Genomic DNA, 16,084 nt, shown 5'->3' on the forward strand with positions numbered 1-16,084 from the left:
CAGGCCATCTCCCCACGGGCACCGCCACGCACGTGCACCCGCTGGCCAGTGCACTACTGGCGTACGTACTGGGGCGGGCGATCCTGGAACAGGCCGACGCCTTCGTCACCCAAGCCGGGATGGGCGGCTGCGGCGAAGGGCTCCTGGCAGGCGTTCCCATGATCGCCGTGCCGCAGGGAGCCGAGCAGTTCATGAACGCCGACCGGCTCGTGGAACTCGGCGTCGCCCACCGTGTGGACACCGCTGACGCCACCGCCGAGACCCTTCGCGCGGCGCTGAACGACCTGGTGACGGATTCGGAACGCGTCGACCGGTCCAAGCAGTTGCAGGCCGCCGCCCGGACCGAAAGCGGCACCCCGCGCGCCCCCGACCTCATCGAGAACATGCTGGCCGCCGCCGAGGGCCCCGCGCTCTGAGCACTGCCGCTTCCCTCGCCCGGCTGGCGCCGTCCTCATCTGCACACGAGGTAACCGGTCGGGGTAGGGCGTCACGGATCTGAAGATCAGCACCGCTCGCACCTCCCGAGGCACATGGGTGCACCCGCCCGGCCACGCCTCCACCGTACGCTTTGACCCCTTACGCGGGGCCCCCGCGCTCTCGCCGTCGAGGGTGCGCGGGCCGGGGACCGCCGCGGCCCGGGCGGCCAGGTCCAGCTCCAGGCGGCTGTTCATGTCCAGCTCGAACCGGCCGTAGGGGTTCACGTGCGTCCAGAACAGCGGGGACAAGGCCCCGCCGGTCCGCGTCGGTGAGGATGCCGGCCCACTTCGGATCGGCGAGGACCTGCTGCATCAGCAGCGTATTGACGTGGACCAGAGCGGACTGGAGCAGGTGGAGGGCGAGCATGGACCTCTGGTCCGGCCCGCTGACGCGGCGCACGACGGAGAGGTGAGCGAGCACGACGAGGACCAGGGAGATGTCTCGCGAGCCGATGCTCGAAGCCGCCCCGGCCTACCTCTACGCCCTCACTGGGGACCGCCGCGCCATGCACGGCACCGTACGACATCAGGCCCCGGTCATACCGTCGGAACGCGCCGATCATCCCACGCGAACGAGCCTGTACCCTTCGCCCAGTTGAGCCCGTAACTCCCTACTGGGGCCAGAATTCCGGGGGCACCTGCCGCACCCTGGCGGGGCCGGTGGAAGCGGGTCACGTACCAGGCGCCGCTGGTCCTGTTGCGGCAGTACTGCCAAGGTGGGACGCCGCACTTGGAGCAGGCCTCCCCGGCGCACGCTTTCCAGGCTCGGCGGAGGGCGGCTTCGATAGTCGCCGAGTCATGGCCGGTTGGCTTCGCGGCGAGAGTGAAGTACTCCACGGCCGATGATGGCATCTGGTCCCGCCGCTCATCAGGCGTATGTGGTCCACCGAGCCCTGGGCCGTGCCCCTACAGGCGTTGTGAAGGAATGCTAAGGAATGACTGTCGAAGCCCTCATCGGCCGCCGTGGCGGCGGCTACCGTGACGGGGAGACCCGCCTGGAGGAGCCCATGAGCGCCCAGCCCGAATACACGCCCGTACCGCCGCCCGCCCCCACTCCCACCGCGGCGGCCCAGCTGCTCGGCCAGCTCCGCGCCGACCGGCGGGCCGAACAGTGGGTGCCGGCCTTCGAGCGGGACTGGGCCAAGGCGTTGGAGGACTCCCGCCACAGCTACAGCCTCACTCCGCTGCACGATGTCGTGCGCACGTGGCAGGCACGCCTTTCCGCCGCCCCGGCCGTGGACGCGTTCGTCGCCTCCGGCATGGACGACTCCGACGGCATCGCCCTGGAGGACGTTCTCGGGACCCGCCCGTGAGCGACGCCGCCTGGCAGGCGCGGCTGTCCCCGCAGGCCCTGACCGCGCTCAGCTCTCTGCCCGAGCACGCCCGCGAGATGCTCCGCGACGTCCTGGACATCGCCTCACGCGACCCATGGAGCTTCCCAGCCTTCAACAGCCGGGACCCCGAGGGCGAGGACGTGCGCGCGGCCTCGGTCGGACAGCTCACCACCGTCTACTGGATCAACCGGCCCGCCGGTCGCCTGTACGTCATCGACATCGTCTGGCTCGGCTGAACCACCCCGTACGAACAGCGCCCCGTCCCCGGCAGCGGTGAATTCAAGGGGTCGTTGCAACACAGGTAATCAATACGAGCGGATGGACCCCCAGGCCCTGCACGATCACCTGACCGCACCAGCCGCGCACCCGCCACGGCTGAGGGGGTCTCGACGCCCTGCGGCTGCGCCTCCTGAGGCGGGTTGGGGGGCTGGTGCTGGGGAGGGGGCGCAATGAGTGGTGTGCATCGTGAAGTTGCTGGTCACGGGTCTGGTGTGAGGGTCGGGAGAGCTACTCGCGCTGGTCGTCGGCCGGTGTCCACGGCGGAGATCGTCTGACATGTCGTTCGGAGCCGTCCTCGGTTTCTGCTGCGCCGACCGCTGTGCCGTTCTTACGATCCGTGGCCGGGCCGGGCCGGGCCGGGCCGGTACGCCGGGAGAGCGTGGGAGGGTGGGGATGCGGGAGCTGGAGCGGACCACGGCTCGCCGGAGTGAACTGGACACGCTCGTTGCGCAGTTGGCCAAGCGGCTGCAGGAGGCCCAGGCCGAGAGGGAGGAGCTCGTGATCGCCGGGTCCTGAACCGGCTGGCCGAGCAGGACCGGGCCGCGCGGAGGCCGCCGCGGCCGTCGCCCGACGCCCGCCCGGGAGGAGGCTGACCCGGACGAAGCTTGCCCGCGGCTGGGTGAAGAAGCCGAGTCCCATCGGCCGAGCTGGCCTACGAGGAAGACTCGGGGCCGTCGTCGCCGAACTGCCGGTGTCGGGTCATCGAGCGCTGAGGACGTGCGCCCACGGCTCATCGATGTCGGCCAGACCCAGCACGGCGACCACGTTGTCGAGCATTCCGGCGGCGAACCAGCGCCGCACGGCGTCGTCGTCGCCCAGCAGCTGCCGAACGGTGTCAACCTGCTTGGCGTAGCACCGGCGCACGGCCTGCCCCACGAGCGGCTCGCCGGCGGCACAGTTCGCGTGCATGAGGAAACGCAGGATGCTCCGGTCCGCGACGAGCGCGGCGTAGGCGCCGCGTGCGGCATCCAACGCCGCCTCGGGCGCCGGCCCGGCCCCACCCGGCGCCGGCGAGTGAGCGACCAAGGCTTCGTTCATGACGACGGACACGTGGTCGACCACCGCCGCGAACAGTGCTTCCTTGTTCGGGTACAGGCGGTAGAGATACGGCTGAGAGATGCCGACCCACTCTGCGATCTCGTGCGTCGTCGTACCGTAGAAGCCCTTTTGTGCGAAGCAGTCGACCGCGGCGGCCATGATGGTCCGACGTCGTTCGTCGCTCTTCGTGCTGGTACCGGCGGCAGGCATGGGCGTCAGTCAAACATGGCTCCCCTCAGCCTCCAAAAGTCACGCTGCGGTCAGGGTCGGACGGCACGTCGTGGGGTGTGAGCGCCTCGATCGCGACCAGCGGGTTCCAGTAGTCCAGGTAGTGGGTGATGCGCGCGTCGTCATCGGTCCGGACGACGGAGATGCACGTCTGCTCGTACGGCTTGCCGGTCGGCAGTGCCGTGCCCTTCGAGCGGAATTCGGCGATCACCAGACTCGGGTCGACCGTCTCGTGGAACACCAGGTCGACGAACTCGACGTCAAAGGTCTCGGGGAAGTTGCTCATGTGCGCGCGCAGTGCGTCTCGCCCCGTTACCCGCTGGGGCACGCCGGCCGGCGCGTACGGGAACTCGAGCACCGCGTCCGGGGTGAACAGCGTCACCCATTCGTCGACGCGTCCGGCAGCGGTGAGGCGCAGGTGCTCGGCCAGGGTGTGCTGGGCAGCGGCGCGGCGGGTGGCGTCGTCTTCCGTGGCTGTCATTTTCACTCCTCGGTTAGTGGTCGACCGATAACCTACTACATCGCCAGCCGCTGCGGGTAGTCGAGCAGGAGGTGACGCCAGGGGATCCCGGTCCGGTTCACGTAGAGGATGGCGTCCAGAAAACGCCCCCTCGGCGGCGGGCGGCGGCCCGGTACTATCGGCGCCCGTCACGCTTCGGTGAAGATCGTCGGTCACCGGGAGACTTCGCGGTTCAATGCCGGAAAGTTATGATTCATTATGGTTTGTCAAGCAGCTCTGCGGGTCGGCGTGTTCGTGGCGGCGAGCGGCCTCGTGGGGGCGGCCGGCACTGGCTGTTCGGGGAGTCGGTAGGTTGCGGGCGCGGTCTTGACCAGCAGGTTCTTGCGTGCCCAGGCGCTGAGGTGTTGTGCGAGGGTGCTGTGTTTGACGGTGTTCAGCGCAGCGGTGATCTCACGGGCGTGCCAGGGGCGGTGAGGATCGGTGGCCATGACCGCGAGGACGTCTTCAGGGTGGACGGCGAGCTTGGACGGCTGCGGCGGTCCGTCCGGGATCTTGAAGGTGGCCGGTCCGGTCTTGATGAGGATCTGGCGCCTGGACCACCGGATCAGCTCGCCGGTCAGGTCGCCGCGGTCCAGTCGTAGCAGGGTGGCCAGTTCGATGGCCCGCCACTCACGCTCCGGAGCGGTGCCCATCGCGGCGAGCACATCCTCGAGCCTGCTGGTGTGCATCGGAACCGCGGGCGGCAGCAGCGTCTGGGCCGTCACGGGCGGGTCCTGCTGCGGGGCCGGGTTCCGGCCGGGCGGAGCTGCTGTCGGTGCGGGGACGGGAGTGTCCTGCTGAGGGAAGTGGACGATGATGTCGAGGGCGGTGACCGGGGTGCTGACGCAGGGGCGGTCCTCGTCGGACCGGCGGTGTCCGTAACGAGCGGAGACGCTCTTGACGGTGCGCGCGCTGATCCGTGGTCGGCGCGGTGGCAGCAGGGCGCCGGTGACCGCTGCGGTGATCGGGCCGGTCAGCTCGCTGCCGGCGTCGGGCACGATGGCGGCGCCACGGGTGACGCTGTCGCGGGCGGCGACCAAGGCCGCGGTGAAGCAGGCCCGGTCCGGATCGCATCCGGGCACGGCATCGGTGGCGTCCAGTATCGCCATCCGCAAAAGCTGGTGGACCGTCAGCAGTGCCCACATCTCCTGGCGCAGGCCCTGAGGGTCACCCGAGCGCAGTACGCGGCCCCTGAGCATGGTGTGACGGATCGCCAGGAACGTCACCTCGATCTCCCACCGCTGGTGGTAGAGGGCCAGCAGGTCTTCGGCCGGGTGGCGGCGCGCATCGGTCAGCGTGGTCACCAGCCGGTACTCGCCCCGATGGGTGCTGCCGTCCGCGCAGGTGACGGTGACGGTCGCGGCGATGACACGGACCGGGACTCCGGCGATGACCGACAGGAAGGAACCGTCGGCCAGGGCCTGCAGCACGGCGGGCCTGCGCGAGGAGCAGATCCGCAGCAGCAGCGCAGCCCGTGAGGCGTGCACGGCGCGGATGAAGGCGTTCGCGTCGAAGCCGCGGTCGGCGAGCGCCACCATGTCCTGCCGCAGATGGCCGACCAGTTGCAGGGCAGCCTCCACCTCACCGCGATACGGGCCGACGACCGCGCCGAGCAGGGCGCAGGGAGGGGGCGAACGACGCCCACACTTCCTTGCCGAGCCCGCCACCGGTCAGGGTGCACGCGAGCTTGAGTTGCGGATGTCGGCGATGGTTGCGACGTTCCAGCGCCGCAGCTTGCCGTCGCTCCCAGTGGTGAGCAGAGTGCGGCCGTCGGCGGTGAACGCCATGGCGTCGACCCCGCCTTTGTTGACGAGAACCGGGGCACACGGTGAGTGTGAAGGCTCCGTCTTGCGTAGCGGACCAGGAATCCATACCTTCTTCTCGGTCGGATACGCAGTCACCGAGCCGGCCCGCCGCGCGATCCGGGCCCTGCCCGAGCAGGTCTGGCACCCCGCCCTGGACCAGGACGGAACCTTACGTGCCGGCGCGCCGCTGTCGCCGAACTGACCGGCATGGTCGACCTCGTCGGCTATCCGTACGGCACCCGCATCATCGTCCGCCGCGAACGTCCCCATCCCGGGGCCCAGCTGTCACTGTTCGACCAGGACGATGGCCTGCGGCACCAGGTCTTCCTCACCGACACACCGTTCACCGGCGGGGGATCAGCCGGATCCGTCCACAACGCGGGGCACGTATCTGGAACCGTTCACCGCACTGCAGGTCGACTACCTGATGGAGTTGCTGGACAGCGAGGAGACCCAAGCGGTTGAGGCGCTGATCCGCACCGTGGCCGAGCCGGGTGGACGGACGCTGACCAGCGTCGCTCGCCCGGGCGCCCATGTCCAGACAGGGGGCAGTGCGTGAGCGCGGGAGGGCGCGGCGGGCGCCAGGCCGCCATGCCCTCGAGCGACTGGCAGCCTCCGGAGCGGCTGCTGGAGGCATCGGGGGGCACCGCGGTGCGCGTCATCGAGGAGTCAGGCGCCAGGTCACGGGTGTTCGACTTCGCCGACATCCACGACCCCAAGGGGAAACGGGTCGTGATTGATGAGGGCCTGCAACGCTGGTTCGCCTCCGCCTTCGCGGAACGCACCTCGACACGTTCGGGGGTGAAGCGGATGGGGGGCGCAGAGAGTCTCTACTCGGTGCTGTCCTGGCTGGCCCGCTATTTCGCCGCCCAGAGCCCGACTGTCCGGGGACCGGGCGATGTCACCGCGGCGCACGTGCGGGCACTGTGGACACACACGGAAGGGCGAAACGCCGCCTCGCAATGCAGCCACCTCCATCAGCTCCGGCAACTGTGGCGTGATGACGACCAGCTGCCGAAGGAGGTGAGAGATGCGCTGTACAGGGAGCGGATGCCCGAGGTGACGGAGGTTTCTGACGTCCCGGCGTACGACGCCGCCCTCGAGCTCAATGCCTTCGCCATTGCTGTGGCCGTGTGCCCCCTGTTGGCGCTGCTGTTGTCAGTCGGACTGCTCAACCGTGCTTTGAAACGGCATCGCTTCCAAGCTGCCACATTTCATAGTTCCCACATTCTGCTGTGATCTCGGCCATCGCCTGAGCCGCGGTGAAGAAGTCATCGACCACCGGCGAGGTGCGCGATGCCGCCACCGCGAGGCACACCTGGTCGGGCGCCAGATCCGGGATGGGCACATAGCTGACGTCCGGATGTGAGTAGAACACGGTCGCCGAACGGGCCAGGAACGAGATGCCCCGGCCGGCCGCGACATGCTCGAGCGTCTCGTCCACCCCGCGCACCAGGTACCCGGCGTTAGGGTGCGGGCGCATGGTGGGCTGCGTGCTCGGGTCGGCATGCCAGACCAGCGGTTCGCCGGCCAGGTCGGCCTCGGTGACCTCTTCCTTGCCGGCCAACCGGTGGCCGGCGGGCAGCACCGCCACCCGCGGCTCGGTGTACAGCGGGGCGACGCGCAGGCCGGCCTCGTCGATGGGCAGCCGCACATAGCCGACGTCGATGCGGCCGTCGAGCAGCATCGTGGCCTGGTCGTCCCATTCGATCCGCTGCACGTCTACGACCACGTCCGGGTGCCGGGCCTCAAACGCCCGCGCCGCCGGGATGACCGCAATGCCTGCCCGGAAGCCGACCGTTAGCCGCTGGCTGCCGCGCGCGGCCGCGGTCACCCGGCGGCGGACCGCGTGCGCGGAGGCGAGCAGCGGACCGGCGTCGGCCAGCAGTTGTCGGCCCGCGTCGGTCAGCGCTACGCCGTGGCGATCCCTGGTGAACAGCGAGGCGCCGAGATCCTGCTCGAGCGCGCGGATCTGCCGGCTGAGCACCGGCTGTGCGATATGTAGCTCATCGGCGGCGCGGCTGAAGTGCAACTGGTCGGCCACGGCGACGAAGTAACGCAGTTTGCGCAGGTCCAGATCCATGGCGCCTCCCGGTCAGGTGATGCCTTCAGGGTATCACCACGGCTTAAAGAAGTCTTGGACACCCACTCAGGCCAATGACAACCTGAACAGGTACCTAACGGGGCCGATGTGAATTCGGCATAAGAATTCGACATCGGAACTTGATGGCAGGGCTCAGGCCCAGAATGAGCACATCAGGAATTGAGCGCCGTCCGTCGCGTCATTCGACGGCGTCGACGACACGACCGTTAACAACGACGGGGTAGGCATGGCGTCCTATCCAGCTCCAGAAAGCAGGCACACCAATGAGCAGCATCAGCATTATCGGCCTGGGGAACATGGCCAGCGCCCTGGCCGACCGGGCGCTCGCCGGCGGCAACGCCGTCGAGATTATCGGCCGCGACCCGGCCAAGGCCAAGGAATTGGCCGCCGCGCTCGGCGGCGCCACTGTCGGGACGGCCGGCGCCGCCCCGGCCGGGGACATCGTTATCCTCGCCGTGCCGTACGCCAGCGCGGCGGCGGTGGTGAGCGAGTACGGGGACGCACTACACGGCAAGGTCATCATCGACGTCACCAACCCCGTCTCCCCCGATTCCCAGGGCCTTGTCACCCCCGACGGCAGTTCCGGCGCGCAGGAGATCGCCAAGGTCGCCCCCGCCGGCGCGCACGTCGTGAAGGCGTTCAACACCGTCTTCGGTCACATGCTGGCGCAGGGCAACCCGCTGGACGTGCTCATCGCCGGCGACGACGCCGAGGCCAAGGCGACTGTGTCGGCATTCATCAAGAGCCTCGGGCTGCGGCCGATGGACACCGGCCCCCTGGGAATGGCGCGCTGGCTGGAGGGAACGGGCCTGGTGATGATCGGCCTGGGCCGCTATGGCGCGGGGAGCTTCAACTTCACCCTCGGCGTCAACACTTCTGCCTGAGCGCGCCCGCACGCACCACCACTTCTCGCGCCACATCAATCATAAGGACCAGTAGCATGCGCGTTTTCGTCACTGGCGGGACCGGCCATTCCGGTTCGAACATCGTCCCCGAGCTCATCGCCGCCGGGCACGAGGTCACCGGCCTGGCCCGATCGGACACGGCCGCGGCGGCGCTGTCCGCGCTCGGCGCGAAGGTGCGCCGCGGCGACCTCCAGGATCTCGACGGGCTCAAGGAGGCGGCCGCGGACTCCGACGGCGTCATCCACGTCGCCCACAGGCAAGACCTGCTTCCGTCCGGCGGGATCGACGCCGTGGCCGCCGCGGAGCTCTCGGTCATGCTCGCGTACGGCGAGGCACTGGCGGGGACCGGAAAGCCGCTGGTCGCAGCGGGGAGCATTGGCTCGCCCGGGCAGCACCTGGGCCGGCCGGCCACCGAGGAGGACCCAGCCCTTCCCGGCGGCGATGAGTACAAGGGCACCCTGCGGGTTCGAAACGTCGTGGAAACCGCCGTAGTCGGCCTCGCTGAGCGGGGAGTGCGGTCTTCGGTCGTGCGGATTGCCAACATCGCGCACAGCACGACCGACCGTACCGGCTTCCTCCCCACGCTGATCGCGCTCGCGAAGGAGAAGGGCGTCGTCGGCTACCCCGGAGACGGCGCGAACCTGTGGAACGCCGTGCACACCCGCGATGTCGCCTCCTTGTTCCGCTTGGCGCTGGAGAAGGGGCCGGCTGGCAAATACTGGCACGCGGTTGGGGACGGGGCCATCCCGTTCCGCGAGATCGCCGAGGCCATTGGCAGCCGTCTGGGCCTGCCCGCCGTGAGCATTCCCGCGGACGTACTGATGGTGCCGGGATACTTTGGGTTCCTCGCGAACATAGTCACGCAGAACTACCCGGCGTCCAACCTCATCACCCGCCGGACCCTCGGCTGGGAACCCGCTCAGCCCAGCCTGCTCGCCGATTTGGACAACGGCCATTACTTCTCCGCCAGCTGACGGCAGGGGCCCGAATCGCAACGAGCCCGGCAAATGACAAGGGTTCGGCTCTTCTGGAGGGACGCTGAGAATATGACGACTGTGGGATTCATCGGAAGCGGATACATCGGCAGTACCCTCGCGCGGCTCGCCATCGAGGCCGGGCACCAGGTCGTGCTCAGCAACTCGCGCGGTCCCGAAACGCTCGCGGACACGGCCGCGGAACTGGGGCCGCAGGCGTCCGCGGCGACGAGCGGGGAGGCCGCGGCGGCCGGTGACATCGTCGTGGTCACGGTGCCGGTCAGAGCCTTCCCCAACTTGCCCGCCGCGCCACTGGCCGGGAAGACGGTCATCGACACGTGCAACTACGGCCCCGAGCGTGACGGGCACATCCCCGAGCTCGACAGCAAGTCGCTCACCTCGAGCGAGCTGCTTCTGCGGTACATCCCGGACGCCATGCTCGTGAAAGCGTTCAACAACATCTTCTTCAAGCACCTGCTGTCACTCGCCCGCCCGGCGGGGGCGGCCGACCGTTCCTACCTGCCGATCGCCGGGGACTCCGCGCCGGCGAAGGCGGCGGTGACCGAATTCATCGAATCCATCGGGTACAGCGTGGTGGACGCGGGACCGCTGGCCGATAGCTGGCGGCAGGCGACGGACACGCCGGTGTGGGGGACCCCGTACGGGCCGACCTCGAACGAGAAGGGCCAGCCGGTCGGCGAGGACGCCATCCGCGCGGCACTGGCCACCGCAACGCGGTAACCGTAAGTTGGCGCGGGCCTCGGTAAAGTCCGGCCGTGTTATGGCCCGTCCGGCAGGCTTCCGTTCTAGTGGTCGTCGCAACACCCCAGCTCAGGGGATGCGATGGACTTCAAGATCCGGGAGGGCCGGGGGCAGGCGCCAGGCCGTATGGCCCTGGTCCGTGAGCGGGAGGAATACTTCCGGCTTATGGACCAGGGCGTCAGCAGCATGGAGGTCTGCCGGATCGTCGGCATCAAACGGCGCACCGGGGAACGGTGGCGCAACGGTCGCCAGGCCACGGGAAGCACTCGTGGTGCGCCGCCGATTCGCCGCCCGCTCAGCTCCGCCGGCTCGTCGCGATATCTACGCGAGGCCGACCGCATCCACATCGCCGACCGGCTGCGGGAGAAGGCATCGATCCGGCAGATAGCCTCCGAGCTGGGCAGGAGTCCTTCCACCATCAGCCGGGAGATACGCCGCAACGGCACCCCTCTGCGTGAGGACGCCTCCCGCTGGGCCTATCGGCCGCATGCCGCCCAGTCCCGCGCTGACGCCCGACCGCCTCGCCCGAAGCCGGGAAAGATCAGCCAGAACCCGGAGCTGCGCGACTTCATCCAGCACCACCTCGCCCGCCGCTGGAGCCCCGAGCAGATCTGCCAGGCTCTGCGGGCACGCTTCCCCGACCGGCCGGAGATGCACGTGACCCACGAGACCGTCTACCAGGCCCTCTACGTCCAAGGCCGCGGCGAACTGCGTCGGGAGTTGGCCAAGGCACTGCGGACGGGACGCACCATCGTCGGCCGCACCGCCAGTCCTACCGGCGCCAGCCCCGCATGGCCAAGGACATGGTGATGATCAGCGACCGGCCCGCTGAGCCGGCGGACCGGGCTGTCCCCGGGCACTGGGAGGGGGACCTCATGATCGGCAAGCCCACAAGTCCGCGATCGGCACGCTGGTGGAACGCTCCAGCCGCTTCGTCACCCTGGTCCACCTGCCCGAAGGCCGTCGGCCCTCCCAGATGAGGGACGCGCTCATCCAGACCGTCTCAACCCTGCCCGCCCAGCTCAGACGCTCCCTCACCTGGGACCAGGGCTCCGAGATGCACCTGCACAAGGACTTCAGCGTCGCCACCGACATGCCGGTCTTCTTCTGCGATCCCGGCAGCCCGTGGCAGCGCGGGTCGAACGAGAACACCAACGGCCTGCTGCGGCAGTACTTTCCCAAGGGCACCGACCTGGCCCGCTACAGCCGCGAGGAGCTGGACGCCGTGGCCGCCGAGTTGAACAGCCGACCACGAAAGACGCTCGGCTGGGAAACCCAGCCGAGCGCCTCGCTAAGCTCCTGGCCACAGCCAGTTGATCAACTTGTGTTGCAACGACTCCTGGAATTCGCCTGCGCGCGGACCTTGTCACCGAGGCCCTGGCGGCGGCGATCCGCACACCTGGCAGCCTCGCCGGATCGATCACGCACACCGATCACGGAGCCCAGTACACAAGTGGAGTCTTCGCCCAAGCCTGTAGGTCAGCAGGGGTCAGGCGAAGCATGAGCGCGGTCGGGTCCAGCGCGGACAACGCACTCGCCGAGTCCTTCAACGCGACCTTCAAACGCGAAACGCTGCAAGGACGAAAGAGCTGGCCAACCGAGCGCGAGGCCCGCCTCGACGCCTTCCGATGGCTCCACCGCTACAACCCCCGACGCCGACACTCCCGCCTCGGACAACGATCGCCGATCGCCTTCGAGAACGCTTTCCACGTCACACCAACTACGCTGGCACCAGCCGCATAACCAGTGTCCAGGTTTCGGGGTCAAGGCCCATATGCCCGACAGAAACGAACCGGGAACGGCTGGCCGGCGCCCTGCGCAGCTGCTGCAGGAGTGAGAAAGTCGAGCCGCCGGCCGCCGGTCAGGTAGACCGGATCGTGGCCTCAGGCTGCCGGCAGTTTGATGACGCTTCGCCGCGGTGACTGCATTGGCGAGTCCTTTCGGTGATCCGTCAACCGTTTGCTCAGACGGGAAGTTCGGTGATGCTGAGGGCGAAGTCCAAGTTCCCCACCCCGTGGTTGGCGAGGCCCACCGTGACCACGCCCGCTCCTTCCAGCCAGTGCGCCATTTTCAGGCTGCCGACGTCCAGCGGGCGCAGCCCGAGGCTCTCGATGAACGCCTCCACACTTGCCTTGGCCTGCGCATTATCGCCAGCGATGAAGACGTTGGGCCGTCCCTTCTCCAGGACATTACGGAAGATGGTGTTGAACGCCTTCACCACGCTGGCGCTGGCCGGGGCCGCCTTGGCGGCTTCCTGTGCGATCGAGGTCTCCTCGCGGTGGGCCAGCCCGTCGAACGTGGCGTTGAAGGGGTTGCTGATGTCGACGATGACCTTGCCCGCGAGAGCGTTTCCGTACTGGGCGATGACCGGCACGACGCCGTCGTGCAACAGGGCGACGATGACGATGTCCCCGGCCGGGGCGGTGCCCCATTCTCCCGTCGTGGCGCCGCCGCCGAGAGCCTTGGCCAGGTCAGCGGCCTTGGACTGATCGCGGCCCATGATCTCGACGGTGTTGCCGCCCGCTACCGCCCGCGCGCCGATGGTGCGGGCCATGTTCCCGGTGCCGATGATGCTGATGTTGCTCATGAGATGTCCTGCCCTGGTTGTGTGTTGTTCGGTTTAGATGGCGGTGGTGCCGCCGTCGGCGACGAGTTCCATGCCGTTGACGTAGCTGGAGTCGTCGGAGGCGAGGAAGAGGGCGGCGGTGGCGATTTCATCGGGGCGGCCCATCTGGCCGCGGGGGATGAGGGACTCGAACTGGCGCATGGTGGCCTCGTCGAAGAGCTCTGCCTGCTTGGCGGTGGCGACCTGGCCGGGGGTCAGGACGTTGACGCGGATGCGGCGGTCCTTGAGCTCGTTGAGCCAGACGCGGGCCCATGCCTGCTGGACTGCCTTGCTGCCGGCGTAGACGCTCCAGCCGGGGAAGGCGCCGAGGGAGGCGTTGGAGCCGGTCATGAGGATGGAGCCGCCGTCGTTGAAGAGCGGAAGGGCCTTTTGGACGGTGAACAGGGTGCCGCGGGCGTTGAGCCCGAACCAGGTGTCGAACTGGGCCTCGGTGATCTCGCCGAGCGGGGCGGGCTCGCCCCCTCCGGCGCTGGCCCACAGCACGTCGAGGCTTCCCTTCTCCCGCTTGACGGTGTCGTACAGGCGGTCCAGGTCGTCCAGATTGGCGGCGTCGCCCTGGACGCCGGTGACATTGCGGCCGATCTGCTTCACGGCCTCGTCCAGGGCGTCCTGGCGGCGGCCGGTGATGAAGACGTGCGCTCCCTCATCGACGAACAGCTTCGCGCCGGCCAGCGCCATGCCGGTGGTGCCGCCGGTGATGACCGCGACCTTGCCGTCGAGCTTTCCCATAGTCGTTCCCTTGGATCGGTAATGCCGTGTGTACCTGGGGCGACGGTGTTATGTACACCGCCCTGTGTGCTTACGGTACTGGGCAAGTGGCCAGGACGCAAACTATGTACACCGGTCGTTACCTAGCTGCGGTACGATGGACCCATGACGGAGTTGGAGAAGGGCCCCACGGGCCGCCGCCGCGGCCGGGGCGCCCGCGAGCGCATCCTCAGCGCGTCCCAGCAACTGTTCCGCGAGCAGGGCATCAACCGCACCGGCATGGACCAGCTTTGCGCGGCGGCCCAGGTGTCCAAGCGCACGGCCTACCAGCACTTCACCGGCAAGGACGAACTCGTCGCCGAGTACCTGCGCCGGTTCGACCCCTCCGTTCTGTCCGGCGTGTTCGACCGCACCGACCTCACGCCCCGCGAACGGCTCCTCGCCGCCTTCGACATCCCCTCCACCACCCCCCTGTGCCCCTACATCGCCGCCGCCGTCGAACTCCACGACCCCCAGCACCCCGCATCCCAGTACGCGCGCGACTACAAGAAAGCCGTCGCCGCGCGGCTCGCCGACACCGCCCGCGAAGCCGGCGCCGCCGACCCTGAACGGCTCGGCGAGCAGCTCGCGCTGCTCATTGACGGCGCCGCGGCCCGCACCCGGGTTCTCAACGCCGACGCCTTCCCCACCGCCGCCGCCATCGCCGCCGTCCTCATCGACAACGCCATCCCCGCCACAGCCAGCGATGACCGGCGACGGGAGGAAGTGTCGAGTTAACTTGGCACTCCGCGGCCGGGCTGGACGCGCGGCTGCACCCGCTGGTACGCGACACCAGCCGCCCGGCACCTGGCCCGGACCTGCTGGCTTTTACGGAACTGGCCGCCCGCCTGCTGAAGGCCGCAGCAGAAGCCGCCGGGGAGACCGGCGACCCCCGAGAACCCGCCGACGTGGTCGGCCTGGCAGCTGCTGGCGTCGCACGCTGCCGTAGTGCTGAACAGCCTCAGCGCTCTGCCGGACAACTCAGACGAGAAGATCGGGGCGGCAGCAGACGCTGCTACATGGCGGCCCGGTACCGGGTAAGCCAGGGATATTACGCTGCGGCGAGCCTGCGGGAGATCGCCGAGCGGCTCGTCATCTCCACCGGGAAGAAGAAAGGCCAGCACCCGTCAGCGGCCACCGTCATGCGGATGCTCCGCGACCACGATGAGAAGGTACTGGGAGCTTCTGATTACGGACAGCTACTTTGCCCCTGGCCGTGGCTTCAGGAGTTCGAGGCCGGATGAGGGTCCTCTCTGGGAGGGACGGGCACGTGTTCTAAAGCAGCCGACACCTTGTTGCCCGCCAACGCACTTGCCTAATGAAGGAGCTGGAAATCTCCATGGGTTTCCACCCACTCCAGCGGCGGCAGCTTCTCCCCACGCCGTACCAGGGCACGCACCAAGTCCACGTCACCCGGCATGAGATGGGGACGTGCGGACCTCAGGTGCCGCTCGGCCTTCTTCACGGCCGGAGTGCTCCCGGCAGGTGCCGGGCGCGGGGGAGCGCTGCGGTGGATTCGGCGGGCAAGGCTGCCGATCCGGTGGAAGATCCTGCGCTCCTGGTCAGCCGGGTGGACCGCGCCGTGCAGTGGCTGTCCCTGGACTGCTGTGACCACCATGGCCCGCAGGGCGTGATCGGCGGCCACCAGCCGGGGAGCGGCGGGCTCCAGCTGGGGCACCCACGTGCGGTAGGCCCTCACCTCCCGGTCGTGGAACCGGTCGTTCTGGTGAGTTTTGACGAACCAGGTGCCGCCGATCGCGCCGGTCACTCGCCATACGCGGCTGCGCTCACCCGGCCAGGAGGTGTCGTCCCACCTGGTGATGCGTCCGACTGCTCGCTCGGCGAACTCCACGACGGGCAGCGCCGGTTGGCCGGGCGCCGTTGAGGTGCTGACGCCGGGGATGAGCTGGAGCCGGTCGGCGGCAGGGTCGTGGGCGATCGGGTCCGAGGGCTGCTGGAAGCGGACCGCGAGCCGGCCACCGGCCTGGTAGGCGTCCAGCCCGGCCCGGCAGTACGCCACCATCGGCGCGGGCAGGTTGTCGAGAGGGACCCACTTCATCGCATCGCACACCTCCGGCTCCATCACCTGCGGGTCTCCTGCCCACCGGTGGACCTCGAAGAAGATCCCGACGCGGGCATTCCCCCCGGGGCCGCGGTGGTGCACCGTGACGGCGGCACGCACATCGGCCCGGTCGATGACCACACCGGTCTCCTCCTGCGCCTCGCGCACCAGGGCGTCGACGACGTCCTCCCACGCGCCGTCCAAATGGCCACTGGTTCTCCAGGCACTCGCATGTTGTAGAAATA

At 68.9% G+C, this 16,084-nt stretch carries 17 protein-coding genes and 4 pseudogenes; 12 read left to right on the top strand and 9 right to left on the bottom strand.

The window, feature by feature from the left end; genetic code table 11:
• Positions 1-65: 65 nt before the first annotated feature.
• The 4 genes and pseudogenes from ACIHCQ_RS29580 to ACIHCQ_RS29595 form a co-directional block, all read left to right on the top strand.
• Positions 66-416: pseudogene (locus tag ACIHCQ_RS29580) on the top strand (nucleotide disphospho-sugar-binding domain-containing protein); the annotation flags it as partial.
• A 995-nt stretch (positions 417-1,411) separates the two neighbouring features.
• On the top strand, positions 1,412-1,789 hold the full coding sequence (locus ACIHCQ_RS29585; protein ID WP_399668844.1) for a DUF6247 family protein: 378 nt from the start codon (positions 1,412-1,414) through the stop codon (positions 1,787-1,789).
• Complete coding sequence (locus ACIHCQ_RS29590) at positions 1,786-2,046, top strand: hypothetical protein (RefSeq protein ID WP_399668847.1); 261 nt, start codon at positions 1,786-1,788, stop codon at positions 2,044-2,046. The genes ACIHCQ_RS29585 and ACIHCQ_RS29590 overlap by 4 nt, the downstream gene beginning before the upstream one ends.
• A 319-nt stretch (positions 2,047-2,365) precedes the next feature.
• Positions 2,366-2,605, top strand: a complete 240-nt coding sequence (locus tag ACIHCQ_RS29595; protein WP_399668850.1) for a hypothetical protein — start codon at positions 2,366-2,368, stop codon at positions 2,603-2,605.
• A gap of 183 nt (positions 2,606-2,788) precedes the next feature.
• On the opposite strand, the gene ACIHCQ_RS29600 is transcribed toward ACIHCQ_RS29595, so the two are convergent.
• The 5 genes and pseudogenes from ACIHCQ_RS29600 to ACIHCQ_RS29620 all read right to left on the bottom strand — a co-directional run bounded on the left by ACIHCQ_RS29600 (position 2,789) and on the right by ACIHCQ_RS29620 (position 5,929).
• Positions 2,789-3,337 (bottom strand): TetR/AcrR family transcriptional regulator, encoded by a 549-nt coding sequence (locus ACIHCQ_RS29600; protein ID WP_399668853.1) that lies wholly within the window; start codon positions 3,335-3,337, stop codon positions 2,789-2,791.
• A gap of 25 nt (positions 3,338-3,362) precedes the next feature.
• Positions 3,363-3,836 (bottom strand): nuclear transport factor 2 family protein, encoded by a 474-nt coding sequence (locus ACIHCQ_RS29605; RefSeq protein ID WP_399668856.1) that lies wholly within the window; start codon positions 3,834-3,836, stop codon positions 3,363-3,365.
• A gap of 53 nt (positions 3,837-3,889) precedes the next feature.
• A pseudogene (locus ACIHCQ_RS29610) lies at positions 3,890-3,979 on the bottom strand (IS5/IS1182 family transposase); the annotation flags it as partial.
• Between the two features lie 102 nt (positions 3,980-4,081).
• Complete coding sequence (locus ACIHCQ_RS29615) at positions 4,082-5,434, bottom strand: transposase (protein WP_399668859.1); 1,353 nt, start codon at positions 5,432-5,434, stop codon at positions 4,082-4,084.
• 90 nt (positions 5,435-5,524) lie between these two features.
• Complete coding sequence (locus ACIHCQ_RS29620; protein WP_399668862.1) at positions 5,525-5,929, bottom strand: hypothetical protein; 405 nt, start codon at positions 5,927-5,929, stop codon at positions 5,525-5,527.
• Between the two features lie 285 nt (positions 5,930-6,214).
• On the opposite strand from ACIHCQ_RS29620, the gene ACIHCQ_RS29625 reads away from it, so the two are divergent.
• Positions 6,215-6,898: a hypothetical protein gene (locus ACIHCQ_RS29625; RefSeq protein ID WP_399668865.1), complete on the top strand. Its 684-nt coding sequence runs from the start codon at positions 6,215-6,217 to the stop codon at positions 6,896-6,898.
• Here the strand turns inward: ACIHCQ_RS29625 and ACIHCQ_RS29630 are convergent.
• Positions 6,831-7,742, bottom strand: coding sequence for a LysR family transcriptional regulator (locus tag ACIHCQ_RS29630; RefSeq protein ID WP_399668869.1), 912 nt, complete (start codon positions 7,740-7,742; stop codon positions 6,831-6,833). The two genes, ACIHCQ_RS29625 and ACIHCQ_RS29630, sit on opposite strands and share 68 nt — an antisense overlap.
• Before the next feature lie 284 nt (positions 7,743-8,026).
• Between ACIHCQ_RS29630 and ACIHCQ_RS29635 the strand changes: the two genes are divergently transcribed.
• From ACIHCQ_RS29635 to ACIHCQ_RS29655, 5 genes and pseudogenes are all read left to right on the top strand, one after another.
• Complete coding sequence (locus ACIHCQ_RS29635) at positions 8,027-8,647, top strand: NADPH-dependent F420 reductase (RefSeq protein WP_399668872.1); 621 nt, start codon at positions 8,027-8,029, stop codon at positions 8,645-8,647.
• 56 nt (positions 8,648-8,703) lie between these two features.
• Complete coding sequence (locus ACIHCQ_RS29640; protein ID WP_399668875.1) at positions 8,704-9,642, top strand: SDR family oxidoreductase; 939 nt, start codon at positions 8,704-8,706, stop codon at positions 9,640-9,642.
• A gap of 81 nt (positions 9,643-9,723) precedes the next feature.
• Positions 9,724-10,383, top strand: coding sequence for an NADPH-dependent F420 reductase (locus ACIHCQ_RS29645; RefSeq protein ID WP_399669237.1), 660 nt, complete (start codon positions 9,724-9,726; stop codon positions 10,381-10,383).
• Positions 10,384-10,590: 207 nt separating this feature from the next.
• A pseudogene (locus ACIHCQ_RS29650) lies at positions 10,591-11,721 on the top strand (IS30 family transposase).
• A gap of 33 nt (positions 11,722-11,754) precedes the next feature.
• Positions 11,755-12,147: pseudogene (locus tag ACIHCQ_RS29655) on the top strand (transposase); the annotation flags it as partial.
• 220 nt (positions 12,148-12,367) lie between these two features.
• On the opposite strand, the gene ACIHCQ_RS29660 reads toward ACIHCQ_RS29655, so the two are convergent.
• Positions 12,368-12,991, bottom strand: a complete 624-nt coding sequence (locus ACIHCQ_RS29660) for an NADPH-dependent F420 reductase (RefSeq protein WP_399668878.1) — start codon at positions 12,989-12,991, stop codon at positions 12,368-12,370.
• Between the two features lie 33 nt (positions 12,992-13,024).
• A complete protein-coding gene (locus ACIHCQ_RS29665; protein WP_399668881.1) occupies positions 13,025-13,759 on the bottom strand; it encodes an SDR family NAD(P)-dependent oxidoreductase in 735 nt (244 codons plus the stop codon).
• 144 nt (positions 13,760-13,903) lie between these two features.
• Between ACIHCQ_RS29665 and ACIHCQ_RS29670 the strand changes: the two genes are divergently transcribed.
• Positions 13,904-14,515, top strand: a complete 612-nt coding sequence (locus ACIHCQ_RS29670) for a TetR/AcrR family transcriptional regulator (RefSeq protein WP_399668884.1) — start codon at positions 13,904-13,906, stop codon at positions 14,513-14,515.
• A 281-nt stretch (positions 14,516-14,796) separates the two neighbouring features.
• Positions 14,797-15,021, top strand: coding sequence for a hypothetical protein (locus ACIHCQ_RS29675; protein ID WP_399668887.1), 225 nt, complete (start codon positions 14,797-14,799; stop codon positions 15,019-15,021).
• Between the two features lie 71 nt (positions 15,022-15,092).
• Here the strand turns inward: ACIHCQ_RS29675 and ACIHCQ_RS29680 are convergent, their stop codons facing one another.
• Positions 15,093-16,043 carry an NUDIX domain-containing protein gene (locus ACIHCQ_RS29680; protein WP_399668890.1) on the bottom strand — a complete coding sequence of 317 codons (951 nt, stop codon included), beginning with the start codon at positions 16,041-16,043 and terminating at the stop codon, positions 15,093-15,095.
• Positions 16,044-16,084 lie beyond the last annotated feature (41 nt).

Origin of the sequence: Streptomyces sp. NPDC052236, assembly GCF_044548015.1 — a bacterium.
Lineage (GTDB): Bacteria > Actinomycetota > Actinomycetes > Streptomycetales > Streptomycetaceae > Streptomyces.

Coding starts and splice junctions, on each gene's coding strand:
- ACIHCQ_RS29660 (WP_399668878.1), bottom strand. CDS start 12,991: ATGAGCAACATCAGCATCATCGGCACCGGGAACATGGCCCGCACCATC.
- ACIHCQ_RS29620 (WP_399668862.1), bottom strand. CDS start 5,929: ATGGGGACGTTCGCGGCGGACGATGATGCGGGTGCCGTACGGATAGCC.
- ACIHCQ_RS29665 (WP_399668881.1), bottom strand. CDS start 13,759: ATGGGAAAGCTCGACGGCAAGGTCGCGGTCATCACCGGCGGCACCACC.
- ACIHCQ_RS29635 (WP_399668872.1), top strand. CDS start 8,027: ATGAGCAGCATCAGCATTATCGGCCTGGGGAACATGGCCAGCGCCCTG.
- ACIHCQ_RS29595 (WP_399668850.1), top strand. CDS start 2,366: ATGTCGTTCGGAGCCGTCCTCGGTTTCTGCTGCGCCGACCGCTGTGCC.
- ACIHCQ_RS29675 (WP_399668887.1), top strand. CDS start 14,797: ATGGCGGCCCGGTACCGGGTAAGCCAGGGATATTACGCTGCGGCGAGC.
- ACIHCQ_RS29600 (WP_399668853.1), bottom strand. CDS start 3,337: ATGCCTGCCGCCGGTACCAGCACGAAGAGCGACGAACGACGTCGGACC.
- ACIHCQ_RS29640 (WP_399668875.1), top strand. CDS start 8,704: ATGCGCGTTTTCGTCACTGGCGGGACCGGCCATTCCGGTTCGAACATC.
- ACIHCQ_RS29605 (WP_399668856.1), bottom strand. CDS start 3,836: ATGACAGCCACGGAAGACGACGCCACCCGCCGCGCCGCTGCCCAGCAC.
- ACIHCQ_RS29670 (WP_399668884.1), top strand. CDS start 13,904: ATGACGGAGTTGGAGAAGGGCCCCACGGGCCGCCGCCGCGGCCGGGGC.
- ACIHCQ_RS29630 (WP_399668869.1), bottom strand. CDS start 7,742: ATGGATCTGGACCTGCGCAAACTGCGTTACTTCGTCGCCGTGGCCGAC.
- ACIHCQ_RS29585 (WP_399668844.1), top strand. CDS start 1,412: ATGACTGTCGAAGCCCTCATCGGCCGCCGTGGCGGCGGCTACCGTGAC.